The organism is Thermoanaerobaculia bacterium (assembly GCA_018057705.1).
GTDB lineage: Bacteria > Acidobacteriota > Thermoanaerobaculia > Multivoradales > JAGPDF01 > JAGPDF01.
The window spans coordinates 1-26506 of the sequence record JAGPDF010000070.1; the positions used below are offsets into that span (position 1 = coordinate 1).

The 26506-nt window shown below is 70.7% G+C and carries 22 protein-coding genes; 17 read left to right on the forward strand and 5 right to left on the reverse strand.

What is annotated here, in order from left to right:
* The 16 genes from KBI44_17070 to KBI44_17145 form a co-directional block, all read left to right on the forward strand.
* Nucleotides 1-645 (forward strand): 2-oxoglutarate oxidoreductase (locus KBI44_17070; GenBank protein ID MBP9146191.1); only part of this gene is annotated, 645 nt, incomplete at its 5' end.
* Between the two features lie 11 nt (nucleotides 646-656).
* Nucleotides 657-2933, forward strand: coding sequence for a ferredoxin (locus tag KBI44_17075; protein ID MBP9146192.1), 2277 nt, complete (start codon nucleotides 657-659; stop codon nucleotides 2931-2933).
* Nucleotides 2934-2942: 9 nt separating this feature from the next.
* A complete protein-coding gene (locus tag KBI44_17080; GenBank protein MBP9146193.1) occupies nucleotides 2943-3788 on the forward strand; it encodes an RnfABCDGE type electron transport complex subunit B in 846 nt (281 codons plus the stop codon).
* Nucleotides 3781-7818 (forward strand): 4Fe-4S binding protein, encoded by a 4038-nt coding sequence (locus KBI44_17085; protein ID MBP9146194.1) that lies wholly within the window; start codon nucleotides 3781-3783, stop codon nucleotides 7816-7818. Before KBI44_17080 ends, KBI44_17085 begins: the two co-directional genes overlap by 8 nt.
* On the forward strand, nucleotides 7815-9230 hold the full coding sequence (rsxC, locus tag KBI44_17090) for an electron transport complex subunit RsxC (GenBank protein ID MBP9146195.1): 1416 nt from the start codon (nucleotides 7815-7817) through the stop codon (nucleotides 9228-9230). The genes KBI44_17085 and rsxC overlap by 4 nt, the downstream gene beginning before the upstream one ends.
* Complete coding sequence (locus KBI44_17095; GenBank protein MBP9146196.1) at nucleotides 9227-10234, forward strand: RnfABCDGE type electron transport complex subunit D; 1008 nt, start codon at nucleotides 9227-9229, stop codon at nucleotides 10232-10234. Before rsxC ends, KBI44_17095 begins: the two co-directional genes overlap by 4 nt.
* The gene (locus tag KBI44_17100; GenBank protein ID MBP9146197.1) at nucleotides 10231-10968 is read left to right on the forward strand and encodes an FMN-binding protein; all 738 of its coding nucleotides are present in this window, start codon (nucleotides 10231-10233) and stop codon (nucleotides 10966-10968) included. The genes KBI44_17095 and KBI44_17100 overlap by 4 nt, the downstream gene beginning before the upstream one ends.
* Entirely contained in the window at nucleotides 10965-11618 is a 654-nt protein-coding gene (gene rsxE, locus KBI44_17105; protein MBP9146198.1) for an electron transport complex subunit RsxE, read from the forward strand. Before KBI44_17100 ends, rsxE begins: the two co-directional genes overlap by 4 nt.
* Entirely contained in the window at nucleotides 11615-12196 is a 582-nt protein-coding gene (locus KBI44_17110; GenBank protein MBP9146199.1) for an electron transport complex subunit RsxA, read from the forward strand. Before rsxE ends, KBI44_17110 begins: the two co-directional genes overlap by 4 nt.
* Nucleotides 12196-12351 carry a hypothetical protein gene (locus KBI44_17115; protein ID MBP9146200.1) on the forward strand — a complete coding sequence of 52 codons (156 nt, stop codon included), beginning with the start codon at nucleotides 12196-12198 and terminating at the stop codon, nucleotides 12349-12351. The genes KBI44_17110 and KBI44_17115 overlap by 1 nt, the downstream gene beginning before the upstream one ends.
* Nucleotides 12344-13399, forward strand: coding sequence for an FAD:protein FMN transferase (locus KBI44_17120; protein ID MBP9146201.1), 1056 nt, complete (start codon nucleotides 12344-12346; stop codon nucleotides 13397-13399). Before KBI44_17115 ends, KBI44_17120 begins: the two co-directional genes overlap by 8 nt.
* 281 nt (nucleotides 13400-13680) lie before the next feature.
* Entirely contained in the window at nucleotides 13681-14586 is a 906-nt protein-coding gene (locus tag KBI44_17125) for a DmsE family decaheme c-type cytochrome (GenBank protein MBP9146202.1), read from the forward strand.
* Nucleotides 14587-14596: 10 nt separating this feature from the next.
* Complete coding sequence (locus KBI44_17130) at nucleotides 14597-16846, forward strand: MtrB/PioB family outer membrane beta-barrel protein (GenBank protein MBP9146203.1); 2250 nt, start codon at nucleotides 14597-14599, stop codon at nucleotides 16844-16846.
* A gap of 127 nt (nucleotides 16847-16973) precedes the next feature.
* Complete coding sequence (locus KBI44_17135) at nucleotides 16974-17597, forward strand: hypothetical protein (protein MBP9146204.1); 624 nt, start codon at nucleotides 16974-16976, stop codon at nucleotides 17595-17597.
* Nucleotides 17598-17708: 111 nt separating this feature from the next.
* Entirely contained in the window at nucleotides 17709-18470 is a 762-nt protein-coding gene (locus tag KBI44_17140; protein MBP9146205.1) for a DUF2959 family protein, read from the forward strand.
* Between the two features lie 71 nt (nucleotides 18471-18541).
* Complete coding sequence (locus KBI44_17145; protein MBP9146206.1) at nucleotides 18542-19780, forward strand: hypothetical protein; 1239 nt, start codon at nucleotides 18542-18544, stop codon at nucleotides 19778-19780.
* A gap of 22 nt (nucleotides 19781-19802) precedes the next feature.
* Here the strand turns inward: KBI44_17145 and KBI44_17150 are convergent, their stop codons facing one another.
* The 4 genes from KBI44_17150 to KBI44_17165 all read right to left on the reverse strand — a co-directional run bounded on the left by KBI44_17150 (nucleotide 19803) and on the right by KBI44_17165 (nucleotide 24828).
* Nucleotides 19803-20378 carry a sigma-70 family RNA polymerase sigma factor gene (locus KBI44_17150; GenBank protein MBP9146207.1) on the reverse strand — a complete coding sequence of 192 codons (576 nt, stop codon included), beginning with the start codon at nucleotides 20376-20378 and terminating at the stop codon, nucleotides 19803-19805.
* A 55-nt stretch (nucleotides 20379-20433) separates the two neighbouring features.
* On the reverse strand, nucleotides 20434-20793 hold the full coding sequence (locus tag KBI44_17155; GenBank protein MBP9146208.1) for a hypothetical protein: 360 nt from the start codon (nucleotides 20791-20793) through the stop codon (nucleotides 20434-20436).
* An 841-nt stretch (nucleotides 20794-21634) separates the two neighbouring features.
* Nucleotides 21635-22192, reverse strand: coding sequence for a DUF3558 family protein (locus KBI44_17160; GenBank protein MBP9146209.1), 558 nt, complete (start codon nucleotides 22190-22192; stop codon nucleotides 21635-21637).
* 182 nt (nucleotides 22193-22374) lie between these two features.
* Nucleotides 22375-24828, reverse strand: coding sequence for a serine/threonine protein kinase (locus tag KBI44_17165; GenBank protein ID MBP9146210.1), 2454 nt, complete (start codon nucleotides 24826-24828; stop codon nucleotides 22375-22377).
* On the opposite strand from KBI44_17165, the gene KBI44_17170 reads away from it, so the two are divergent.
* Nucleotides 24730-25098: a hypothetical protein gene (locus KBI44_17170; protein MBP9146211.1), complete on the forward strand. Its 369-nt coding sequence runs from the start codon at nucleotides 24730-24732 to the stop codon at nucleotides 25096-25098. The genes KBI44_17165 and KBI44_17170 overlap by 99 nt on opposite strands.
* A gap of 94 nt (nucleotides 25099-25192) precedes the next feature.
* On the opposite strand, the gene thiC is transcribed toward KBI44_17170, so the two are convergent.
* Nucleotides 25193-26506 (reverse strand): phosphomethylpyrimidine synthase ThiC (gene thiC, locus KBI44_17175; protein ID MBP9146212.1); only part of this gene is annotated, 1314 nt, incomplete at its 5' end.

The window sequence follows — 26506 nt, forward strand, 5'->3', positions numbered from 1 at the left end:
ACCGGCGACGGCGACTGCTGCTCGATCGGCGCCGGCCACTGGCTGCATGCGGCGCGCTACAACATGGATCTGACCGTGATGATCTTCGACAACAGCGTCTACGGGCTGACCAAGAAGCAGACCTCGCCGACGACGCCGCTCGGTCTCTCGACCAACACCCATCCGGACGGCGCCTTCCTGCCGCCGCTCGACGTCGCCGCGACGACGCTCGGCTTCCCGAACGTTTCGTTCGTGGCGCGCACCGTCGACTGGAATCCAGCTCATCTGCAGGCGACGCTCGCCACCGCATCGCGCCACGTGGGCACGAGCTTCGTCCACATCCTGCAGCGCTGCCCGACGTACACCCCGAAGATCTTCGAGTCGCTGCGCAACGATCCGGATCGCATCCTGCTGCTGACCCATGCCGGCGGCGTGCCGGTCGAGCCGGCGGTCGAGCGCATGTACAAGAACCGGCAGGAGCACGACCCGAGCGATCTCGCTGCGGCCCGCGCTCTAGCCAGTGGCGGCGACCGCCTCGCCATCGGCCTGCTCTACCGCAACCCCGACGCCCCGCGCTACGACCAGTACACGGTGCGCGGCCTCGGCATGAGCCGCGAACAGAAAGTCGCGGCGATCGAGCGTGAGCTCGACCGCTTCGCGATCTAGAGGTGGCTATCGTGGCGACTGCGACCCCGGCGACACCCGACGAGCTTCGGCGATTCCACTACGGCGATCCCGCGGCCCAGGCGACGCCGCTGCCGCGGGGCGTGCTGCCCGCGGCGCTCGAGCCGTTTCGTGGCAAGCCCGTGCGCAGCGGTTGGCCGCTCTTGGCCGACCTCGATGCGGCCGGCGAGGGTTGGCTGCGTCCGCTGGCGCTCGCCGAGCGTGCGCAGCTCGCCTCCGGCAAGCTCGAGTTCCCACCGGGCGCGACGCTGGTCGACTTCAGCCGCCGGGCGCCGCTGGCGCTCGCGGCGCTCGCTGCCCGGCGCCGTCTGAGGGTCGCCCGGGCCGCATTCGCCGGCGAGGCGCAGGAGCTCGCCGCGACCGCCGAGGCGCTGCTGGCCGCCGATCGAGCGCGGCGTCCCGAGGGCGTCGCCGAGCGAACGCGGGGTGGAAGCATGGGCGCTCTGGGGTCGCGCTTCGTCGACACCACCCAGTTGGCGAACGTCGTCGGGCGCCGGCGCGGCGGAGCACCCCTCCCCGAAACGCGGCGGCTGCGGCTCGAAGCGGCTCGCGACCGGCTCGCCGCCTTCGAGACCGCCGGAGAACCGCTCTGGATCGTCCCGCACGACGGGATCCTGACCGACCTGGTGGCTCCGGCGCAGGTGGCGGCGGAAGGACACGATCTGTGCACGGTGGCAGGCGCCGCCTTCGACGAAGCGACCCGCGACGTCGTCGAGCTGGCTCGTGCCGTCCGCGTCGTCCGTCTCGAGGCCGCGGAGGCGTTCGTGCCCGAGCGTCACGAAGCCTGGCTCGATCGGTTCGACTGGCGCAGTCTCGCGGCCCAGGAGCTCCAGCTGGTGTCGCCGATCCTCGTCCTCTTCGCCGGTGTCGAGCCCTTCCTCCATGCGCTCTCCGCCCTCTCGGCGCTGCTGCTCTCCGGGCGCCCGGTGCAGATCGTCGTGCTCTCCGGCGAAGCGCCGCAGCAGGACCCGCTCTCCTATCGCCTCGAGCCGGCCTACCTCGGCGTCGCCCATCGGCAGGCTTTCGTGCAGCAGGGCTCGCTCGCCTTCCCGCTGCCCCTGGCTGCCGGTTTCGACCGGGCTCTTTCCGGGCGGCGAGCCGGACTGCACGTCATCGACGCCCCCGACTCCCGCGAGGGCTCCGACACGGCCGGCGGCGAGCTCGACGCCTGGCTGGTCGCTTCGGCACGGGTCTCGGGCCGCGCTGCACCGCTCTTCCGTTTCGACCCGGAAGCCGGGTCGAGCTGGGCCCGGCGCCTGCACTTCGACGAGAATCCCGAGCCTTCGGCCGATTGGCCGAGCGAACCGCTGCTGGTCGCGACCCGCTCCGCCGCAGGCGCCACCAGCCCGGCTGGTGCCGCGGGTTCGGCTGGCGCGGCGGCCTCGGGGACCCCGGGTGCGGCCGCTGCCGCCGGGGCGCCCGCGACAGCAGCCTTCACCTTCGCCGACGCGGCGCTCCTCGACCCTGCCTGGAAGACGCACTTCGCCCTCGCGGGCGGCCCGGCGGTGCCGGCCGGAGAGCTTCGCCCGCTCGCCGACTGGATGGACCTCGACGAGGAAGAGAGTGTCCGCCACCTGCCGTTCGTCTGGGGGGCCGACAACGAAGGCGCCCTGCATCGCCTGGTTGTGTCGCGCGTTCTGGCGCTCGCGACCCGCGATCGACTGGCCTATTGGCGCACGCTCGAGGAGCTCGCGGGCGTGCGCAACGAGCATGTGGAAGTTGCCGTCGAACAGGCGAGGAGCGAAGCGGCCGGGCGCGCGGCGCGCGAGCGTGAAGAGCTCGTGGCACGCCATGCCCGCGAGCTCGAGAGTCTGCGCGCGACCTCCGACCAGCGCGCCGTCGACCGGCTGATCTCGACACTCTTCGAGATCGCTCCGACCACGGCGGGCGCGATGGCGCCCGCACCGCAGGGGCGCTCGGCCGCGGCGGCACCGGACGCGACCGCAGCGCCGTCGGCGGGCGCCGCGCCGGCAACGACGCCGGCGGCTGCCGCGGCTCCGGCGGCGCCGACGGAGGATGTTGCCGAAGAGGCCTGGATCGACACCGTGCTCTGTACCTCGTGCGACGAGTGCATCCGAAAGTCGCCGGGTATCTTCGCTTACAACGCCGACAAGCAGGCCTTCGTGAAGAATCCCCGCGGTGGGAGCTTTCGCGACCTGGTGATCGCCGCCGAAGCCTGCACGGCGAAGATCATCCACCCCGGCACGCCCTGGAATCCGGCGGAGCCCGACCTCGAAAGCTCGCGCACACGTGCGCGGGCTTTCGCCTGAAGGACGCGAATGGAAGGAGTGGCCATCGCGGCGGCGGTCCTGGGGGGGCTCGGCCTGCTCTTCGGAGGGGTGCTGGCGCTCGCCGATCGCTTCCTCAAGGTGGAGGAGGACCCGCGGATCGAACAGGTCGAGCGTCTTCTGCCGGGTTCCAACTGTGGCGCCTGTGGTCAGCCCGGCTGCCGTGGTCTGGCGGAGCGCATCGTCGCCGGCGAGCAGCCGCCTTCGAAGTGCACGGTCTCCTCTCCCTCCGGCCTCGACGCCATCGCCGACTTCCTCGGCGTCGATGTCGGTGCCGCCGAAAAACAGGTGGCGCGCATCCATTGCGGCGGCGGCCTGGGGCGCGCCCGGATGCTGGCGAGCTACGAGGGGGAGAGCAGCTGTCGCGGCGCCCACCTCGTGGGGGGCGGCGGCCTCGAATGTTCCTGGGGCTGTCTGGGTCTGGCCGACTGTGTCCGCGCGTGCACTTTCGACGCCATGCGGATGAACGGCTCGCGCCTGCCGGTCGTCGATGTCGCGAAGTGCACCGCCTGCGGCGACTGCGTCGTGGCTTGCCCACGCGCTTTGATCGACATCGTACCGCTCGCCCATCCGCTCATCGTGCAGTGCCGCGCACCGCTCGCCGCCGAGGCGGCGCGGCATCTGTGCAGCGCGGCGTGCGACGCCTGCGGGCGTTGCGCTGCCGACGCCGCGCCCGGGCTCGTGCGCATGGTCTCGAACCTCCCCGTCATCGACTATGCCGCCGGCGGCCCGGCCGCTCCGGCAGCGACGTATCGCTGTCCCACCGGCGCGATCCGCTGGGTGATCGGCGACCAGTTCCAGGAAGACGAAGCCTCGGTGAGGAGCGTGCATGTCTGAATCCGGCAGTTCGCGCCCGCTTCTCGAGCGGCTCTTCGGTGGTGGCGGCTCCCGCCGAGCGGCGGAACCCGGACGGCCGTTCTTCGGCACCGGGCTCGCGGCGTTCGCCGAGGTGGCGCGGAGCGCGGGTGCGCGCCTGGTGGTGGGCGACGGGTTGGCGGGCGAGCCGGCGCTCGCTGGCAGCTTGAGCGGCGCCCTGACGGGCGGAATGGCGACGGCTCTCGGCCTGGCTCTGGGTGGCGAGCGCGTGGCGCTCGTCCTCGGCGAGAGCGAGCTCGCGGCGAGCTTTGCGCTCGCCCGGGAAGCGGTGAGGCGGCGTGCTCCGTTCTGCATCGGCCTCGTCTCGGGGTCTCTCCTGGGTGCCCAGCGGGCAGCCGAAGCCGGCATGGCGGTCCTCGTCCCCGGCTCGGTGGGCGAAGCGGTGGATCACACCTGCGCGGCGATCCTCGCCGCCGAGTCGGCACTCGTGCCGGTCGTCGTGGCGCTCGACGGTCCGACGCTCGCCGGTGCCGTGCAGGAGGCCGCGCTCCCCGAGATCGCCCTGCTCGGACGGCTCCTCGGCCACCCGGCCGACAACGTGCACTGCGATGGCGCCGCCCTTCGTGAGCTCTTCGGCGAGCACCGCCGGCGCATCCCGCGCGGGCACGACGCCGGTCGCTCTGTCCGGCTGGGTGGCGAGCCCGGGCCGCAGGCGGCGAGCGCCGCCTACGCCGCGGAGCGGATCTTCTTCACGCCCGATCTCGCGCGGCATGTGGACACGGCGCTCTCGCGAGTCGCCGAGTCCACGGGCCGGCCGCTGCCGGCGGTGGCCGGGTCGAAGCTGGGACGGGTCGATCTCGGAATCGTGGCGTGCGGCGCCTTCGCCGAAACAGCAAGCGCCCTGGCCGCTGCTGCCGGGCGCCCGGGTCCGCGCCTCGCCGTGGTGGCGCTCCGCCGCTTCGCTCCGCTGCCGGAGGCCGAGCTCGCCGAGCTCGTCGGCGGCTGCCGCAAGCTGGCGGTGCTCGAGCGCCTCGACGGCGCGACGGGAGCCGGCGCCGGCATACTCACGGCGACGTTGCGCCGAGGACTTACCTCTACGGGTGCTGGTGTCGGTGCGGACATCGAGCTCGCGACGATCGGTGTCGCCGGGGAGAGCGCGACACTCCGTGCTGCCGACCTCGCCGCCGCTTGCCGCGTCCTGGCTGAACGCTTCCGGCCGCTGCTCCTGCCCGGCCTGCGGACTGCGGCGAGCGACGCCTATCCCAAGCGCCGGGCACTGCAAGACCGCTTCCGTCGCGATCTGCCCGGCTGGGACGAGCTCTCGGCCCACGGCGAAGGCGATCTCGATCTGCGCCCCGCCGGCGGCGTCACGTTGCGCTTCGAGCGCCGGTTGGGGAACGGTGAGCTGGCGCGAGCCTCCGCCCGGCTCCTGGGCACCGTGTTGGGGGGGCACCTGCGCTCCCGGCTGGAGCTCGCGGCCCCCGCCGCCGGCCTGGCGGAACACGACTGGCTGATCTGGGCGCCCGAGCCGTTCGCCGATCCGGGCGAGCCCCCGGCGGCCGATCTCGAGTTCCAGTTCGTGCGGCCACCCGAGGGTGGAGCGCGCGACCTCTTCCTCGGTGCGCTCGTGGCGCTCGTCGCGCGGCGGACCGGGCGCCCACTCAAGGAGCGCGTGCTGCGCGCGGTCGCAGAGCAGCTCCACGCGGAATGCGCGGCCGACGAGCTCGAGGCGCATGCGGCCGACCTGCTCGCGGGCTTCGCGGAGCCTGAGGTCGCGCTGCGCCCGTTCCTCGCGACGGGGCCATCGAAACCTCGCACCGCAACGCCGCCGCGCGCGAGTGGGAGAAGTCGGGCCGCGGTCGACTCGGCGGGCGGCGGCACTGGGGCGATTGGAGCCATCGGAGATGGGGCGCGCTTCTGGGATCAGATTGGTCTGCCGCTCGGCGAGGGCGCCGGCGACGAGCTGCTCCCCGACCCGACGCTCGCGCTCGCCGCCTTGCCGGCCCTCTCGTCTCCGGTCGGAGCGTCGGACTTCCCCGGACAGCCGACCTTCCTGCCCGAGAAGTGCACCGGCTGCGCCGCTTGCTGGACACTCTGTCCGCACAGCGCGATCGAGGTGAACGCGCAGCCGATCGCGCAACTCCTCGAGGCTGGAATTGCGGCCGTCGGTCGCAGCGGCCGCTCCGCCGAAGGGCTTCGCCGTTTCACGCGCAAGCTCGCGGAGCGCATCGCGTTCGAGGCGGCGACGCGGCATGGCGGGACGCTCGGCGAATGGCTGGTGAGCGCCGCGGGGGCCGTCTTCGCCGCGGCGGCGCTCGCGCCGGAGCGCCTGGCCGAAGCGCGCGCCGCGCTGGCGCTGGTCGCCAGCGAGATCGGCGTGCTGCAGGTCGCGGCGACGCCGGAGCTCTATTTCTCGAGCGCCGGTACCGCCCTGGCCGACGGTGCGCTCCTGGTACTCGCGGTCGACCCTGACCGCTGCACCGCGTGCGGGATCTGCGTCGCCGAGTGCGCTCCGGAGGCGCTGGTTCGCCAAGCGGTGTCGGCGGCACCGGCAGACGGTGCCCCGGCGCGGCTGGCCGCGGAACGCGCCACGATTCACGCCCTCGATCTCCTGCCGGCGTCCGACAAGGCTGCGGTCGAACGCGTCGCGGCAGCGCCCAAGCTCGGCCCTCTGGCGGCGGCGCTCCTCGCCCCCGAAGGCGTGGTGCCGCTCGCCGGCTTCGATCGCGCCCGGCCCGGGTCCGCTTCGCGGCTCGCGGTTCGCCAGGCGTTCGGGCTGCTGGCGCGGGCGCTCGCGCCGCGCCGCGCCGCCCAGCGGGCCGAGCTGCAGAAGCTCGGCGAGCGGCTCGCCGAGGCGGTCCATTCGACCCTGGGAAGAGCGCTTCCGGATCGCGATCTCGCGGCGCTCTCGCGCGGTCTCGACTCGGCGGGCGGCGGCGTCGTCGATCTGGGCGAGCTCGCCACCCGCCTGGCCGGAGTCGTCACGAGCGAACGCGTCGATGTCTCCCGTCTGGGTCATCTGGTGGAGGCGGCGCGCGCGGTGGCCGACCTGGGTGCCCGCCTGGGTGCGGGCGACGATGCCCTGAGCCCGCTCTTTTCCGTCGTCGTCGGTCCGGGCGAGGCGCTCTCCTGGGCGCGACAGTTCCCCGACAATCCGTTCGGGGTTCCGGCGACCGTGGCGGTCTCGGCGCCGATCGCCTTGGCGCGTGGCCTGGCGATCGCCGAGACCGAACGCGCCGTCGCCGCGGCCCGTGTGCTGCGCCGCGCGCGCCTCGAGCTCGAACGGCCGCAAGAGGCGCGGCTCGCGCCGGAGCTCCTCGCGCGTCTCGCCTGGGGCGACCTCGACGCGGCCGAACGCACTTTCGCCGTTCCGATCGTCGTGCTGATCGACGAATCGGCCGGCGATGACGAGGCCGGCGCCGCCAACGCGCTGCTCGCGGCCGCGTTGCCGGTCGCCGTGGTCACGCTCGATGGCGGCTACGGTCGCGGACCGCGCTCGGCCTGGTGGGCGATCGCGGTGACCGCTGCCAGTGCGGGAGAGGGGATCGTGGCGCACGCGGCGATCGCCGGGGATGCCGCCGGTGGCGCCGGCGGCAGTGGGATGGCGCCACTGGCCGAGGCCTGGACGGCATTCGCGACCGGTGAGCGGAGCGCGCTCGTCCGCGTGCTCGCGCCGTCCTGGGTGTCCCGAGCGGCGCCCGGCGGCGCGGTGGAACCCTTTGAAGATTACGTCTTGGATCGTGCCCGGAGGGCGGTGGAGGCCCGTGAGTTCCCCCTGGGTTGTCGCACTGCGGCAGCCCCCTCCACCCCCACCGCTCTCCGGGTCGATCCATTTTCTGCCAGAGAGGCTCGCACCGTCGTCCACGATGCCGAGCTCGCGGCGCTCGAAGTGCGCCACCGTGCCGAGCTCGCGGGTCTCGAGACCGAGCTCCGTCACAGGCTCGCCGAGCGCGCCCGCACGCGACTGCTCGAGCTCGCAGCGCACCGCTCGGCCGAGATCTCCGATGGCGCCAAGAGCACCGATCGCGCGGAATCGCCGAGGGCCTCATGAGCCACGGTCGTACCTTCCGGCACGGCATTCATCCCGAGGAGCACAAGGAGGCGACCGCCGCCCTCGCCGTCGAGCGCATGCCGTTCGTCGAGCGCTACATCCTGCCGCTCTCGCAGCACGCCGGCGCGCCGTCGCGGCCTCTCGTCGAAGTCGGCCAGCAGGTGCGGCGCGGGCAGGCGATCGCCGAAGCCGTCGGTTTCATCTCGACGACGCTGCACGCCTCGGTCGACGGCCAGGTGGTGGCGATCGCTCCACGCCCGCACCCGTCGGGCAAGCTCGTGCCGGCGATCGAGGTCGTCGCCGACCGCTCCTCGCCGCAGCGCCTCGCCGCCGCGCTCGAGCTCGGCGGAGCGCTCGATCCGTTTCATCTGTCGCACGAGAGGTTCGTCACCGAGTTGCAGTTGGCGGGACTCGTCGGGCTGGGCGGCGCCGCCTTTCCGACGCACGTCAAATACCGCGTGCCGGAGGGCGGCAGGATCGAACGCCTGTTGGTGAACGGCTGCGAATGCGAGCCGTTCCTGACCTCCGATCACCGCCTGATGCTCGAGCGCACCGCCGCCGTCGTGCGCGGTGCCGGGATCGCCGCCTACCACCTCGGGGCGAAGCTCGTCGTGTTCGGCGTCGAGCACAACAAGCCCGACGCCATCGCCGCACTCGAGCGCGCTGTGGCCGAGGCAACTGCCGCGCGCGCTGGAGCCGCGCCCGGCGAACAGCCGGAAATGCGCGTCGTCGGGCTCGCCGTCAAGTACCCGCAGGGTGCCGAGAAGATGCTCATCCGCGCCGTGTGGGGCGAAGAGGTGCCCTCCGGCAAGCTCCCGCTCGATCTCGGCATCGTGGTCAATAATGTCGCCACGATGGCGGCGATCGCCGACTGGTTCGACCTTCGCCGGCCGCTGGTCGAACGCCTGGTCACCGTTGCCGGCCCGGGCGTCCGCCGGCCGGCGAACCTCCTCGTGCCTTTGGGCACGCCGGTGCGCGCGGTGCTGGAGCATTGCGGCGGGCTCGACGAGGCGACGCGCGAGGTGGTCATGGGCGGACCGATGATGGGGACGCCGCTCGCGAGCCTCGACGTCCCGGTCATCAAGGGCACTTCGGGGCTACTCGCCTTCACCGACGCCGAGGCGCGGCTTCCTGCCGAGTACTCCTGCATCAAGTGCGGACGGTGCGTCGAGGCCTGCCCCCAGTTCCTCAATCCGTCGCGCCTCGGGCGGCTGGCGCGCGCCGGCCGTTTCGACGAGTTGGTGAGCTATCACGCCACCGACTGCGTCGAATGTGGCTCCTGCAGCTTCGCCTGCCCCTCTGGAATTCCGATCGTGCAGCTGATTCGCGTCGCCAAGGGCGCCCTGCGCGAGCGCGCCGCCCAGGTCCAGGCGGCCGCTGTCCCGCCTGGCGGGAGCCCACCGAAGTCGTGACCCACGCTCCCGAACCGCAACTCGTCGTCCAGCCGGCGCCGTTCCTGCGGCCGCAGGTTTCGACGCCGCGCATCATGGGCGACGTGCTGATCGCGCTGGCACCTGCATTCGCCGCCGGCCTCTGGTTCTTCGGTCTTTCGGCGCTCCTGGTGGTTCTGGCTTCGACCGCCGCCTGTGTCGCCACCGACTGGGCCCTCGGTGGAGGCAAGCAGCTCGCCGACCTCTCGGCGTTGGTCACCGGCGTTCTCGTTGGCCTCATTCTGCCGCCGTCGCTGCCGCTCTGGATGGCGGCACTCGGCGGCTTCGTGGCCATCGCCCTGGGCAAGGCGGCCTGGGGCGGGCTGGGCCACAACCTCTTCAACCCGGCGCTCGTCGGCCGCGCCTTCCTGCAGGCGGCTTTCCCGATCGCCCTGACGACCTGGGTGGCGCCGCAGGGACTGCTCGCGCTCTACAGCGGCAACCTCGCGCTGCCCTTCATGAGCGCGCCGGCAGACGCCGTGACCAGCGCCACGCCGCTCGGCCAGATGAAGTTCCTGGCTGCCCCGACACCGCTCACGGATCTGTTCTGGGGCAACGTCTCGGGTTCGATCGGCGAGACCAGCGGCGCTGCGATCCTGCTCGGTGGCCTCTATCTGGTCGCGCGGCGCGCCTGCGACTGGCGGTTGCCTGCCGGCATGCTCGGCGCTGCGGCCCTCCTCGCCGAGCTCTTCCACCAGCTCGCGCCGGCGAAGTACCCGGGCGCTCTCTTCACGCTGCTCTCGGGCGGACTCCTCCTCGGGGCGGTCTTCATGGCGAGCGATCCGGTGACCTCACCCCTCTCGCCGCGCGGCGCCTGGATCTTCGCCGCCGGCGCCGGCGTCCTCGTGGTGCTCATCCGGTTCTGGGGTGGGCTGCCCGAAGGGGTGATGTACGCCATCCTGCTGATGAACGCCGCCAGCCCGTTGATCGACCGCGGCCTGCAGTCGCGGGTCTTCGGCGCACGAGGGCCGAAGGAGAGCCGATGAGCGACGCGGTCCCCTCGCCGCGCGCTGGATCGCTGCGGCTCATCGCGACGCTCGCCATCGCCGGCCTCTTCTCCGGCATCTCGATCGTCGTCGCCTACCGCGCCACGCTGCCGCGGATCCAGGCGAACCAGCGCGCGGCGCTCGAGCGCGCGGTGTTCGAGGTCCTGCCGGGCACGGTGCGTCTCGAACGCCTCGCCTGGGACGGCGCGAAGCTCGCCGCCGGTGAGGCCGGGAAGGGCGCGCTTCAGGAATCGATCTTCGCCGGCTACGGCGCCGACGATGCCCTCGTGGGGTTCGCCGTGCCGGGCGCCGGCGCGGGCTTCGCGGACACCATCAAGCTGATCTACGGACTCGACCCGACGGGCGGCCGTGCCCTCGGCATGACCGTTCTCGAGAGCCGGGAAACTCCCGGCCTCGGCGACAAGATCTACAAGGACGCGAAGTTCGTCGCCGAGTTCCGCACCCTCGTGGTCGAGCCGGTGATCGAGCTCATCAAGGGACACGGCGACAAGGCAAACCAGGTCGACGCCATCACCGGCGCGACGATCTCGTCGCGGGCCGTGGTCAAGATCCTGAACCAGACGAACACCGTCTGGCGGCCGCGCATCGCGGCGCTCGCCGCGCAGCCCCCGGCGGCGCCCGGCGACGCGAGCCGCACGGTGCCGGCGCTCGTGCCTCCGGACGCGCAGCGCGGCGGGCCGGTTCCCGGCGGCAGGGCGGGAGAGAAGCCATGAGTGCCGAGAAGGCGCGCTACGTGCCCGAGCTCACCAAGGGGTTCTTTCGCGAGAACCCGATTTTCGTGCAAGTGCTCGGCATGTGCCCGGCGCTCGCGGTCACCAACTCCGCCCTGAACGGCGTCGTGATGGGCGCCGCGTCGACGTTCGTGCTGGTGATGTCCTCCCTCATGATCTCGGCGCTGCGCAGGGCGATTCCGAGTCAGGTGCGCATCTCCACCTACGTCGTGGTGATCGCGACCTTCGTGACCGTGGCCGATTTCACCCTGCAGGCGCTCATGCCGGCGGCGCATCACGAGATGGCCGCTTTCATCTCGCTCATCGTGGTCAACTGCGTCATTCTGGGGCGTGCCGAAGCGTTCGCGTCGAAGAACCCGGTGTTGCTCTCGATCGCCGACGCGCTCGGCATGGGGATCGGTTTCGCCTTCGCCCTGGTGACCATCGGTTCGGTGCGCGAAGTGCTGGGCAGCGGAACCCTCTTCGGATCTCCGGTCCTCGGACCGGGATTCGAGCCCTGGGTGGTGATGGTCCTGCCGCCGGGCGGCTTCCTGGTGCTGGGCGTCCTGCTGCTCGGTCTCGCCAAGATCGCCGAGATCCGCGACCGCGCCGCCGCTCGACGGTCGCCCGCGGCCGGGGAGGAACCGCGATGAGCACGAAGCTCCTCACGATCTTTTTCAGCGCGCTGCTGATCAACAACTTCACGCTGAGCTACTTCCTCGGGCTCTGTCCGTTCTTCGGCGTCTCCGGGCGCCTGCAGACCGCCTTCCGGCTCGGCATCGCCAATACCTTCGTTTTGATCATCACCTCTTTCGCCACCTGGGCGCTCAACACCTATGTCCTGGTGCACGCCCCCTACCTCTCGCTGATCGCCTACATCCTGGTCATCGCCTCGACGGTGCAGTTCGTCGAGATGGTCATCAAGAAGACCCTGCCGGCCCTCTTCCGCGCGCTCGGCATCTATCTGCCGCTGATCACCACCAACTGCGCGATCCTGGGCTTGGCGCTCTTCCAGACCAGCCGCGGCTACGGTCTGATCGAGGGGCTGGTGTTTGCCGTCGCTTCCGGCCTGGGTCTGATGCTGGCGCTCGTCCTGATGGCCGGTCTGCGCGAGGAGGCCGAGCTCTCGAGCGTGCCCCGGCTGCTGCGAGGCACAGCCATGAGCTTTCTCATCGCCGGCATTCTCTCGCTCGCCTTCATGGGTTTCGCGGGGCTGTTCGGAGGGTCGTGATGCGCGACATCCTGGCCGTCTTCGGTCTGGCCGCCGCGGCGGCACTTTGGGTTGTCGTCCAGCGTCTCGCCTTGCGCGCCGATCCGCAGAATCCCGGCGTGAAGCGCGACTGTGGCGGCACCTGCAACAGCTGCGACAAGTCCTGCGATGAGTGAGCCGGCGGCGACCCGGGCGCGGGGCCGGCTGGCGCGCGGCGCCCTGCTTTTGGTCGTCGCGCTGGTCGTCGTCCAACTCGTGCGCGCCGTGCGCGCCTCCCGGTTCACCACCTTCTCTGGCGAGGCGATGGCCACGACCTGGCAGGTGACGCTCCCCGAAGGCGGCGATCGGGAAGCCGCGGCCGCCGCCGATGCCTGCTTCGCGCTCTTTCGTCGCCTCGATCTCGAGCTCTCCGAGTGGAAAGAGGGATCGCCGCTCTCGGCGGTGAATCGTGCCGCGGGGCTGCGCCCGGTGCAGGTTCCACAAGAGCTCTTCGCGCTCGTCGAGCGGTCGCTCGAGATCGCGGAAGCGACCGAGGGCGCGTTCGACCCCTCCTGGGCGGCGCTCTGGGGCCTGTGGGACTTTCGCGCCGAAGTGCCGTCCGTACCGTCAGCCGAAGCGATCGCGGATCGCCTCGCCCGGGTCGACTACCGCAGGGTGGTGCTGGACTCCGCCGCCCGGACGATCTTCCTTCCGGCCGCCGGAATGAAGCTCGGGCTCGGCGCTATCGCCAAGGGTTACGCTCTCGAACGCGCCGCAGCGCTCCTCGGCGAGCGCGGCTTCGAGGACTTCCTGCTGGTCTCCGGCGGGCAGGTCTACGCGCGCGGCACCCGCGGAGGGAGGCCCTGGCAGGTGGGCGTGCGCGACCCGCGCGGGGCGCGGGACGAGGTCTTCGCCACCCTGCCGCTCGCGGGAAGCTCGCTCTCGACCTCGGCCGACAACGAGAGCTTCTTCGTCGTCGACGACGTGCGCTACCACCACATTCTCGATCCGAAGACCGGTTGGCCCTCCAGAGGACTGCGCAGCGCGACGGTCCTGCACCCCGACCCGACCCTGGCCGACGCGCTCTCGACCGCGGTCCTGGTGCTGGGGCAGGAGCGCGGGTTGGCGGTCGCTGCGAGGCTCGGCGCCGGAGCGCTGCTGGTCGACGATCGCGGCGAGCTCACCATGACGCCGGACATTCGATCGCGTCTTTCCCTGCTGCACCCGCCGCGATCCGTGGAGTGACGGTGTCGCCATCCGGCGCGTGGGAGGTGTCCTCCCCCGTCGTTCAGGGGGAGACGACGCCTGCGTAGTTTCTACCGAGGCGATCGCCCCGAGTGCAGGTAGAACTCCCCCTTCACCCCGTCCTTCCGTAGCGCTAGTTTCGATTCTTGAACCCGCCCGCTCGGGTGGGGGCCCCGACGCGCTCGTCGGGTGTAGGCTCGTTGCAGGCAAATCCGGAAGAATACTCATCAGTTCCGGGACCGGAGAAGGCATTTTCCTTTCCGGACAAGGAGGAAGAGGCGATGCGAGCGAACCGAACAGTCTTCATGCTGCTGGCGTTGGCGGTCACCGCGACGGTCGCGGGCGCCCAGACCGGCGAGGTGGCCGCGGCCACGTACGTGGGCTCCGAGACCTGCCTCGAATGCCACGACACCGTCGGAGCAACGATGGGGGCGCACGGCACGCCGGCCTTCGCCAAGCTGAGCGACCACGGCTGCGAGTCCTGCCACGGCGCGGGCTCGATCCATGCCGAAGACCCGGATGTCGTCGCGAACCGGCCGACGATGAAGGGCAAGAGCGCCGCCGAGAAGTCGGCGACCTGCCAGGGCTGCCACGACGGCCGCGCGCAGTTCTTCTGGTCGGGCAGCACGCACGAGACGCGGAACGTCTCCTGCACCGACTGCCACTCCGTGCACTCTCCGAAGTCGGAGAAGGCCCAGCTCGTGGAGTCGACGATGCTGGAGCAGTGCTTCTCCTGCCACAAGAACGTCCGCGCCGACCTGTGGAAGAACTCGCACCACCCGATCCGCGAGGGCAAGATCTCCTGCAGCGATTGCCACAATCCGCACGGCACCCAGACCGCCAAGATGGTCCTCGGCGAGTCGGTGAACGAGCTCTGCTACACCTGCCACACCGAGAAGCGCGGACCGTTCATCTGGGAGCACGCGCCGGTGCGTGAGAGCTGCCTGAACTGCCACACCCCGCACGGCTCGAACCACATCAAGCTGCAGAAGACCTCGGTGCCGTACATCTGCCAGCAGTGTCACTCGAACACCCGGCACCCCGGCACGATCTACGACAACACCAAGCTGCCGACGGACGACAATCCGACCACCGGCAGCAACCGAATCTTCAATCGGGCCTGCCTCGATTGCCATGCGGCGATCCACGGCAGCAACCATCCTTCGAGTCCGTACCTCGGGTACTAGGAGCTACGACATGCGCGCGCACATTCCATTTCGCATGACGCTGGCCGGCGTCCTCCTCCTGGCCGGAGCCGCCGTCGCGGACGAGGGCACCGGCTTCACTCTCAAGATGGATCGGCTCGACCTCGCCGTCTACGACGTCGACGTCGACACCGATTCCTCGAAGTTCAACGAGTACCGCGACTGGTCGACCGGTTTCGCCATCCCCAAGATGAAGATCTCGGGCGAGGACGAGAAGGGCCGCTACCTGGAGTTCAAGAGCACCTGGATCGGACGCCGGGACGCCCGCTACACCCTCGACTACGGGGTCTCCGGCAAGTGGTCGATGATGGTCGACTACAACAAGATCCCGCATCGTTTCGGCAACAATGGCCTGATCCTGTTCTCCGAGACCTCGCCCGGGCGCTGGCAGATCGCCGACAGCATCCAGCAGTCGCTGCAGAACACGCTGGTTCAGCAGTTCGCGACCGACAAGAGCAAGATCACCTACGCCTATCTCGACCGGTTGATCACGCCGTATTTGAACGCCGCGAACACGATCGATCTCGACCTGCAGCGCGATCGCACGCGGGCGGTCGTCGAAGTCGGGCAGATGGGCCGCATGGCCTGGAAGCTCGACTACGCCCACGAGAACCGGACCGGCAACCGTCCCTACGGCTCGTCGTTCGGCTTCGGCAACGTGGTCGAGCTCCCCGAGCCGATCGACTACGCGACCGACAACGCCACGCTGTCGGGTGAGCTCAAGGGCAAGAAGGGCGGCCTCACCTTCGGCTATCGCTACTCGACCTTCAAGAACGACGTCGATTCGTTGATCTTCGACAATCCGTTCCGAATTTCCGACTCGACCGACGCCTCGGCCTATCAGGCGCCGGGCAGCGCCTCGGTGGGCGGGGCGGCGATCGGCCAGGCCGATCTCGCGCCGGACAACGAGGCCGGGACGCTGTTCGTGAACGGCCGGCTGCGCGCCGGTTCGTGGAGCATGAACGGCGCGCTGAGCTACAACCAGATGACGCAGAACGACGATCTGGTGCCGTACACGCTGAACTCGGCGATCCGCGGCATCGGCTTCAATCACGCGACCTTCGCGGCCAACGACGTGGCCAATCTGCCGACCTCGCAGGCCGATACCCAGGTGGACGTCCTGAGCTTCTACGGGTCGGCCAACGGCAAGCTCGGTGACGCCTTCACGCTCGGTTTCAAGGTCCGCTACTACGACTACGACAACGGTTCCTCGCGGATCGAGTTCCCGGGCTACGTGCGCTATCACGGCGTCTGGGAGGAGATCGGCCGCGTCACGGTGCCGTTCTCCTACACCGTCGAGGACATCGGAGCCGATCTGGGCTGGAACATCGGCGAGGCGAGCCGGCTGGGTCTGGCGTACAACCGGCAGAGCTGGGATCGCGACTACCGCGAGATCGAGGAGAGCGACGAGGACGTCCTCAAGCTGACCTACGACACGCGGATCGGCGCTTTCCAGATCCGGGCCTTCTACGAGATGGGTGACCGCTCGATCGGCGAGTATTCGACCGAGGCGCAGGAGTTGAGCTTCATCCACCCGGAAGGGATCAACAACCTGCCGGCGCTGCGCAAGTACGACGAAGCGGCGCGCCAGTACGATGGCTACGGAGTGCAGGGCTGGTGGTATGCGACCGAGTCGATGGACCTGTCGTTCGGTGTCAACACCCGCGACGACGACTACGACGAGAGCCGCTTCGGCCTGGTCGCCGACGAGGTGCTGCAGTACAACGCCGAGATCAACTTCGCGGTCACCCCCGGCAGCAACCTCTACTTCTTCTACCAGCGCTCGGAGCGCGAGGTCTACCAGCGTTCGCGGCAGTCGGGAGCCACGCCCTCGACCAATCCGCTCGACGACTGGGACGTCACCTTCGACGAGGAGAACGACACCGCCGGCATCGGCTTCAGCGCGGCGATGGGCGAGCGTTGGGACTTCGACGCCTCGGGTACCTGGAACAAGTCCGACGGACTGGCTGACTTCTTCAGCCCGCCGGGCGGCGCGCCGAATCTCGCGGTCGGCTTCGACGACTACGAGGACATCGAGATCCTGACGGCGCGGGTCACGGTCGACTATGCGATCACCGCGAACCTCTCCGCGGGTCTCGATTACCGCTACGAGGACTACACCCTGGACAGCTTCATCGTCCGCGGTCTCGAGAACTACATGCCGGCCTCGCTGCTGCTGAACGCCAACTACGGCGACTACACGGCGAACGTGGTCGGCCTGCGCTTCAAGATGACCTTCTAGGTTGAGGCGGCCCACGCCGCCGTGAAGAAGGATGCGGACCGCCGATCTTCAGGGATCGGCGGTCTTTTTGTTGCCGCGCAGTCGGATCTCGCTTGCCTGGCGCTGGCTCGTGAGACAGACTTTGGCAATGAACCCGAAGCTCCATGCGCTCCGCCGTCCGGCGCTCGCCGGTGCTCTCGCCCTGTTCGTCGTGAGCGCCGCCGGGGCGGCGGAGGTCGAGGTCGGGCTGGTCACCGGCGGGCAGCAGACGGGCGGCATCAGCACGCGCGAGGGCACGCTCGACCTCGCGGGGGGCCTGCTCTTCGGCGCCACCGTCGGTTGGCGGGTGCGGCCGGACGGGATCGTCGAGCTGGCATGGTCGCGCCAGGGCTCCGAGGCGACCGGCGATCTCGCCACCGGCCCGGAGCGCTTCGACGTCGTCATCGATACGATCGAGTTCGGCGGACTCTGGGAGACCCGTCCGGGAAACCTGCGTCCGTTCCTCGGGCTCTCCGTCGGTGCGACCCGCATCGCCGGCCCCGAGCAGGATTTCGGGGATGGCTGGTATTTCTCTGGTGCCATCGCGGGCGGCGTGCGCTACATGCTGGGCGAGCACGCGCTCCTTCGCCTCGAAGGCCGGGGCACCGGAGTTCTGATTTCGGACGGCGGCGCGCTCGCCTGCTCGTTCCCGCCGGGAGGATGCCGGCTCGGCGTGACCGGCTCGACGCTCGGGGCGTTCTCGGCGCGCCTCGCTGTGGCGGCCCGGTTCTGAATCTCCCGACGGATCCCACCCGCAGGGATCGGGACCGCCCGGTCCTCGTGAGGCAGGATAAGGCGCGTGCGCAAGACCTGCGGAGTTTCGACCCCTGAAATGGAGGAGAAGATGCCTCGTACCAGCGCCACCTGCCGCATTCTGCCGTTCGCGCTCTCGTGTCTCGCTGCGAGCGCTCTCTTCGCCGCGCCTCTCGCCGCCCTGCCGCCGGAGGAGATCGACCTCGGCCAGGTCCTCTCCGGCCAGCCACCCGGCGTGCGCCAGACCGAGCGACTGGCGAAGAAGGCCGACGCCCTGATCGACGAGATCGAGACGGCCCAGGCTCAGGTGCGCGCGACGCTCGCCGCCCACGACACGCTCCTCTTCGGCAATGCCACCGACCTGCGCAAGCCCTATCGTGCCCTCGACAGGGAGATCGAGCGCACCGGCAAACAGCGCGAGGCGGTGCGTCGCCGTGCCGAGCAGGCGAAAGCCGAGTCCACCGACTACTTCCGCGCCTGGGCCGGGAGCCTCCCGCTCATCGAGAACGACGAGCTCAGGGAGCGCAGCGAGGCCCGCCTGCGGGACTCCCGTGCCCGCTTCGACGGCATCATTCAGGCCGGTCTGGACGCCGCAGCGGCGTACGAGCCGTTCATCGGTCGGTTGCGCGACCAGTGGAACTACCTCACCCACGACCTGAACCCCTCGGGTATCGAGAGCCTGCGCCCCGACGCCCAGCAGTTCGCCGAGGAGGGCGAACGCCTGTTCGCGGAGATCGACGACAGCCTCCGTCAGGCGCGCGACTACGTCGCTTCGATCCGCTCGCGCCAGCCCCCACCGCCGCCCCCGCCGACACCCCCGGCACCGGCGCCCCCACCCGTCGCGCCGCAGTAGCTCCCGTCGTCGCTCCCTGTCCCCTTTTCGTTGCCGTTGACGGATGAAGGACAACGGAAGGGGAGAGAGCCATGCCGTCCAAGCCAGCTTGCTGGTGCGCGCCGATACTCTGGGCGATCGCCGTCGCCGCAGCCGCTCACGCCGAGACCGCGGTGCGCATCACCGATCTGCGGCCGGGGGCCTTCTCCGGGGTGCCCGGGCTCGATGCCGCGGTGTTCGCCGACAAGCTCTACTTCGCCGGCACCGGTGACGGAGGCTTCCTGGACCTGTGGGTCTACGACGGCATTCCGCCGGCTACCAAGGTTTCGGGGAGCGACGAGCTCCAGCCGACCTATCTCACGGTCTGGCAGGGCGCGCTCTATTTTCTCGGCGGCCCGACGGGCGACCGTGAGCTCTGGCGCTACGACGGCGTCAATCCTCCGGTCGAGGTCCTCGACCTGCTCGACCCGGGGAGCGGCTCGCCGGCGTTTCTCACTCCGTTCGGCTCCGAGCTCTGCTTTCGCGCTACGCCGTCTGCGGCCGTCGGCGGCGAGCTGGTCTGCTGGGACGGTGCGACGGCCCCCGATGTCTACGATCTGCGCGCCGGCGTCGCGGGCTCCACGCCGGATGCCCTGACGGTCCTCGGCGACCGGCTCTTCTTCAGCGCGCTGGTGGACGACACCGGCAGAGAGCCCTGGAGCCACGAGAACTTCCTGACGCCCGAGCTGGTGGGCGATCTGCGCGCCGGTGCCGCCTCCTCGAGTCCGGCCTCGTTCGTGCAGCACGGTCCGCTGATCCATCTCCGGGCATCGGACAGCGGTGGACAGGGCCGCGTGTGGGTCGACGATGGTGTCGATCCCCCGGCGATGGTGTCGACGACCTTCGACGTCGAAGGGGGGCTGGCGAGTTGGGGCGGCAGGCTCCTGGTCGGTGGCTACGAGGAGGATGGGCCGCAGGGCGAAGGGCCGACCGGACTCTATGTCCAGCGCGCCACGGGCTTCACCTCGACGCCCTGGGCGGGGGGGCCACTGCCCAGCATCAACGGCTTTCTGGCGCACCGCAACGCGCTCTACTTCCGGGCGACTCCGTCGACGAACGAGAGCGATCTCTTCCGCCATTGCGGCAATGGCAGTGTCGAGCGGGTCACCGACCAGTTTGCCGACCTGTCGTTCGTCGACAGTCGCCCGGTGCTCTTCCAGGGCCGGCTCTTCTTCGCCGTCGACGACGACGTCTTCGGCCGCGAGCTCTGGGCGATCGACCCGATGACGGCGGTCTTCTGCGACGGCTTCGACGACGGCCACGACGACGACTGGACCGCGAGCGTGCCGTAGCGACCCTCGACGAAGCGCGGCTTCAGCCCTTGGAGGTCCCGGGTTGCGCGAGCTCGCGCAGGAGAAAGGCGCGCGCCCGTTGCCAGTCGCGGCGGACGGTGCGCTCGTTCCTCCCGAGGGCGAGGGCGAGCTCGGCGTCGGTCATGCCGGCGAAGAAGCGGCCTTCGACGAGCCTGGCGAGCTGCGCATCGACAGCCTCCAGCCGGTCGAGCGCGCGATCGAGCGCCACGACGTCGACGGCGACCGCCTCGACGCGAGCATCCGCCTCCAGGAGCTCGACAGGCACGGCGCCGCCGCCGCGCTTGCCGGCGACCCGGCTGCGCGCCGCGTCGACGAGGATCTGACGCATCGCCCGCGCTGCCAGGGCGAAGAAGTGCTGCCGGTCCTGGATGGCGACGGGCGCCCCCTGCGAGAGCTTGAGGAACGCCTCGTGGACGAGGACGGTGGTCGAGAGCGTGTCGCCCGGCCGGCTCCTCGCGCGCTGGCGACGGGCGAGCCGGTGCAGCTCCCCATAGACTGCGGCAAAGGCGCGCTCCAGCGCGGCGCGATCGCCTTCGCGCGCAGCGGCGAGCAGCTGGGTGACGGATTCGTCAGCCACGTCCCGCCACGATACGACCGCGCCCGCGCGACACGCAAGGCGCAAGAGGTTCGGGCTAAGGCACCCGGCTCGACCAGGCGAGCATCCCCGCCGACTCGAAGCCGTCGGCGAACAGGCGGCAGGGACCGCTCGAGATGCCGCTGTTCCTCACCCGGACATCCTCGATCGACTCGAGCCGCGCGCCCCCCGTCGTCCGCAACAGGCTCGTCCAGCAGCCGGCGACCCCCGCCGCCGTACCGTCGAGCGAGAGCCCGGCGAGCGTCACGTCGTTCGCCGCGCCGCTCACCTCGATCGTGCCGGTCACGATCGAGAGCCCCGAACCGGCGCCTTCGACCGCGACGTCGCGCGCGACGACGACGTTCTCGGGATAGCTCCCGGCGGCGAGTTGGATCGCCGTGCACGCGACGTCGCGCACCCTGGGCCTCGAGGGCTGCGCGGGTCGGGTTCGCGTCCTTTCCGATCGAGACGCCGCCGCCATAGCGGTTGAGCAGCAGCGGCGCGTCCTGCTGCGGATCGAAGAGGCCGGGCCGGGATCGTGCCTGGAGCCCTTTGCCCTCCATGGTGAGGGAATACTCGGCTGTCAGCCGTTGAGTGGCGCTGTGCACCACGGTCAGGGCGCCGTCTTCGCGCGGGAAACTGCCGACGGGCTGCATCCGGCGATTGCCGATGCCGACGCGGTTGCCCACGGCGTTGTAGACACGAACGTCCGGGCCCTCGCTGTAGGACGTCCAGATGCCGGCGGAGCCGGTGTCGTCCGGGGCACAGGCCCAGACGCCGGTTACGCGTTTCGCGATCTGGCCGTCGGGACAGGAGAGCGTGGCCAGGCTGTCGTCGTCGGCGCAGACCCAGTTCGTTGCGCGCCACGAGACCGGCGCCGGCCGGCGAGTGGCTGAGGCCGAGGACGCCGAAGGCGTTGCCGGAGCTGTCGGGATTCTCGCCGCGGATGGCGGCGATGCCGGTGGCCACTCCGGCTTGCGAGCCACCCCCGGGTGCGCCCGTCGCGGTCGAGCCGGAACACCGCGAGCTCGTAGCCGGTCGCGCCGGGCAGCGCGCTCCAGGTGAAGATCGGAGAGGCGCTGGTCGCTTCAACCGCGCGGTCGCGCTCGCCGGGCGAGACCGCGACGAGGTCGGCGCGCGCCGCGGGATAGGTGGGCCCTGCGAGCAGGGCGGCGGCCAGGGCGAGCCCGGCGGCTCGGCAGGCGGCATCCGGTCGGTTCAGGCCAGGTATTCACGCGAGGCAGGGCCGAATCCGGGCATCAGCGGAGACGCTCGACGATTTGGCGTGCGTAGGCTTCGTACTGCTCGCGCAAGTCGACCTTGCGGCCGTCGCCGTGGGTGAAGAGGTACTCCCCCTTCGCGCCGCCGGAAGCGAGCGCTGTGCCGTCGAGGATGAGGGTGATGGCAGTGCCGTCCGCCAGGATCACCTGATTCAGCCAGCCGGCGTCCGACCGGCGCCCGCGGAGTCCGCCGCCGAGGTCGACCTCCGCGCCGCCGAGGAACGGCGTCGGTACGTAGCGGCCCACCGAGATCGAGACGCCCAGGCGCTGGTCGTCGACCGTCCACCAGCAGACCGAATCCGAGTCGACCTCGCGCTCCACGGCACCGGCGTAGGAGCTGATGCGCTCGATGTCCGCCGGCGTGATGAGGGTGCAGGGCTCGGATAGCGCTCCCTTCGCCGACCTCGCTGTCTGCGCACTCCCCGACGGCTCCGCAGCGGCGCGCGCCGCTGTCTCTCCGTCTTCGCCGCAGCCGGCGAGGCTTGAGGCCAGCAGCACCAGCGCCGGCCAGGTTCCCTTCCCGCGTCTCCTCAGCATCGCCTCTCCTCCTGGTCTCGGAAGGGGAAAACGTCGAAGCGCCCGGAATCCGGGCGTCCAGGGAGCTCGCCCGGATCTCGCGCCCCCGACTACGATTTCGGCGCGATGCGCCTCGCCAGCGCGCTGATCTTCGCCGACGACCTCGAACGGGGTTCGACGGCCGGCTGGTCGTTGCGGGTGCCTTAGGGCGGGTTGCCTGGACAGGCGGCGAGCGCCCGTTCCGCGGCCTGGCGATCGGGGTGTGCGGGTCCCAGAGCCTTGGTGAGGAGTCTCACCGCTTCGGAAAGGAGGGGCTGGCACCGGTCGGTGCGCCCGGGCTCGTCGAGTGCCGCGCCGAGCAGGGTGAGCGTTTTTCCGGTGGCGAGGTTGCCTTCGGGGGAGTTCGTGCGGCGGATCGCGAGCGCCTCCTCGAGCTTCGTCTGCGCCCCGCTCCGCCTACCCTGGCGCAGCAGAAGATCGCCCTGGCGCTCGAGCGTGTCGGCGTGGAAGTCGCTCGCCCCGAGCTCGGTCGCGACCTCGGTCGCTCGCGCAGCCTCGAGCTCGCGCTGTGCGTCGGCGAAGGCGCCACGCCGGGCGAGTGCCGAGCCCAGCGCCGAGCGGGCGAACGCGGTGTCGCCGTGCGCCGTGCCGAACAGTCCGGTGAAGATCCCGACGGCCTCGCGGGCGAGCGCTTCGGCGCGCGCGGTCTCGCCCGCGACGAGGGCGATGTTCGAGGCCTGCACCAGCGTGTAGCCCAGCGTCTGCGGCTGTTTGGCGTCGCGCAGGGCTGAGGCCACCCGTTCGAGGGCCTCCAGGGCTTCGGCAAAGTCGCCGTCGTACGCCGCCAGGCGCGCCTGCAGACGGATCGAGAGCAGCGTCTCGCCGTGCGCCGCACCGAGCACACGGATCAATCGCTCGGGGAGGTCCTCGAGGGCGCGCCGGGCCTCGTCCCGGCGGCCGAGCGTCGAGAGCGCGACGATCTCGTTCAGCGTGGCGGAGAGCGTCAAGGGCGCGTCGGGGCCTTCGACCTCTCGGGCGAGCGCGGCGGTCTCGTGGGCCGCCGTTGCCGCTTCCGCAGTTCGACCGCTGTTGATCAGCTGGGAGGTCCGTGTCGTCAGCACATGGAGGAGGATCGCGCTATCGGCGCCGAAGCGCTCGCGTGCATCGACCGCCGCGCGCTCGATCCAGGCGGCGGCCTCGGCGTAGCGTCCGAGGGCGAAGACCGACTTGGCGAGCCCGACGCGCGACTCGATCGCAGCCTCCTGGTCCTCGCGCTCGGTGCTCTCGCCGAGGCGCGGGCCGGCGAGCCGTTCGAGCTCCGCAGCCTCTTCGAAGGCGTTGCGCTGGTAGCGGATCTCGGCGAGCAGCCGGCGGGCGCGGGCGGTCGCGAGCGAGCCGTCGCCGGCGACGGCAATGCGGGCGTCGAGCACCCGTCGCGCAAGCGGCTCCGCTTTCTCGTACTCGCCGAGCTGCAGATAGACCGAGGCGATCTCGGCGAGCAACGGGAGCTGCAGCTCGGGGCGCCCGGCGAGCTCGCGATCGACGCGGTCGACGCCGGCCGCGAGCATCTCGCGGTCGGTCATCACTCGCCCCTGCGCCTGGTTGGGGTCGGCGCTCGCGAAGAGGCTGACGAGGAAGGCGCGGGAGGTCTCGGCGATCTCGGCTTCGTCGCGGGCGCGCGCCGCCTCGCGTTCGGCGCGGCGGGCCTGCGTGACCGCCACGGCGAGCGCTGTCATGAGGGCGGTTACTGCGACCACCGAGAGCACGAGTGCCAACCGATGGCGGCGCGCGAACTTCCGCATCCGGTATGCGGGCGAGTCGCCGCGCGCCTCGACCGGGCGTCCCTGCAGATGCCGGTGCAGGTCGCTGGCGAGCGCCTCGACGGAGGGGTAGCGGCGCTCGGGCTCCTTGGCCATGGCGCGCTGGACGATGCGCTCGAGGTCGCCGGCGAGCCGGCGCGCGAGCCTTGCGCCCTCGGGGCGCGAGGCGTCCGCGATCGCCGCCTGGGGGAGGCGGACGGGCTCGGCTCCGACGATCGCCTGCTCGACCGTGAACGGGCTCTGGTCGGCGAGGGAGTATGGGAGCCTGCCGGCGAGGAGCTCGAAGAGCAGCACGCCGAGAGCGTAGACATCGGTCGCCGTGGTGATCGATCCGCCGGTGACCTGCTCGGGTGCGGCGTACTGCGGCGTCAGCGCGCGCAGCAGGGTCGGCTGCGACGGCGGTGCCTCTGCGCCCGGCGAGAGGAGCTTCGCGATGCCGAAGTCGAGGAGCTTCACCCGTCCCGCGCCGTCGACCATGACGTTCGAAGGTTTGAGATCGCGGTGGACGACCAGGTTGCGGTGCGCGTACTCGACTGCCGAACAGACCTCGAGGAAGAGTGCGAGACGCTCGTCGACGCTCGCCCGGGTCTCCCGGCAGGCCTGCGTGATCGTCCTGCCCTCGACCAGCTCCATGACGAGATAGGGCGTGCCGTCGTCGGCGACGCCGGCGTCGAGCATGCGTGCGATGCCGGGATGCTCGAGCCGGGCGAGGATGCCGCGTTCGGCCAGAAAGAGCTGATGACGAAGGCTCTCCTGCGCTCCGACGGAGAGCAGTTTCACTGCGGCGCGCTGGAGGAAGCCCTCCCCCCGGCGCTCGCCGAGGAAGACTCGGCCCATGCCCCCTTCGCCCAGAAGCCGGCCGAGAGTCCAGGTGCCGAGGGTCCGGCCGGGGGCGGCCGGAGGGGGCAGTTCCGCGGCAGCGTCGACGAGCGGCTCGACCCAGGAGCGCTGCTGGCCGTCGAGCAGAGAATGGGCGCTCTCGCCCGCCGCGAGCAGGTCGGCGAGCTCGCGGGCGAGTCCGCTATCGTCCGCGCACCGCTCGCGAACGAAGGCGGCGCGCGCCCCATCGTCCGGCAGCTCTCTCGCTTCGTCGAAGAGAGTCCATAGCCTCTCCCAACGGTCAGCGGCGCTCTCGGTCAGATCCGCCTCCCTCCCGGGGCCGGTCCTGTCGCCACGGCGCCTCGCGCTCCCGGGTCCGGTCTCAGCCCTTGGCTGCCCCGAGCTGCACGAGTTCCTGCTCGCGGAACTCGCGGGCCTTCTCGTCCAGGCCGGCGGCGACGGCCTCCTCTTCGGACAGTCCCTTCTCCCCGGCGTAGTCGCGCAGCTGCTGGGTGAGCTCCATCGAGCAGAAGTGCGGGCCGCACATCGAGCAGAAGTGAGCGCTCTTCGCGCCCTCCTGCGGCAGCGTTTCGTCGTGGTAGGCGCGCGCCGTCTCGGGGTCGAGGGAGAGGTTGAACTGATCCTCCCAGCGGAACTCGAAGCGTGCCTTCGAGAGGGCGTCGTCGCGCTCCTGCGCGCCGGGCAGGCCCTTGGCGAGGTCGGCGGCGTGGGCGGCGATCTTGTAGGCGATGCAGCCCTGCTTGACGTCCTCCTTGTTGGGCAGGCCGAGGTGCTCTTTCGGCGTCACGTAGCAGAGGAGGGCCGTGCCGTGCCAGGCGATCATCGCCGCGCCGATGGCGCTGGTGATGTGGTCGTAGCCCGGAGCGATGTCGGTGACCAGCGGCCCCAGGGTGTAGAACGGCGCCTCCTTGCAGATCCTCTGCTGGCGGTCGACGTTCTCTTTGACCAGATGCATCGGCACGTGCCCGGGGCCCTCGATCATCACCTGGCAGTCGTGCCGCCAGGCGACGTCGGTGAGCTCGCCCAGGGTGTCGAGCTCGGCGAACTGCGCGGCGTCGTTGGCGTCGGCGATCGAACCGGGGCGCAGGCCGTCGCCCAACGAGAACGAAACGTCGTAGCGCTTCATCAGCTCGCAGATCTCTTCGAAGTGGGTGTAGAGGAAGTTCTCCTTGTGGTGCGCGAGGCACCATTTGGCGAGGATCGAGCCGCCGCGCGAGACGATGCCGGTGACCCGCTTCGCGGTGAGCGGGATGTACTTCAGGCGCACGCCGGCGTGGATGGTGAAGTAGTCGACCCCCTGCTCGCACTGCTCGCGCAGGGTCTCCATGTAGATCCCGATGGTGAGCTCTTCGACCTTGCCCTTGACCTTCTCGAGCGCCTGGTAGATCGGCACGGTGCCGATCGGCACGGTCGAGTGGCGGACGATCGCCTCGCGGGTGGCGTGGATGTTCTTGCCGGTGGAGAGGTCCATCACCGTGTCTGCGCCCCACTTCACGGCCCAGGTCAGCTTCTCGACCTCCTCCTCGATCCCCGAGGAGACCGCCGAGTTGCCGATGTTGGCGTTGATCTTGGTCTTGAAGGCTTTGCCGATGACCATCGGCTCGAGCTCGGTGTGGCGGATGTTGGCCGGAATGATGGCGCGTCCGCGGGCGACCTCCGAACGGATCGACTCGGG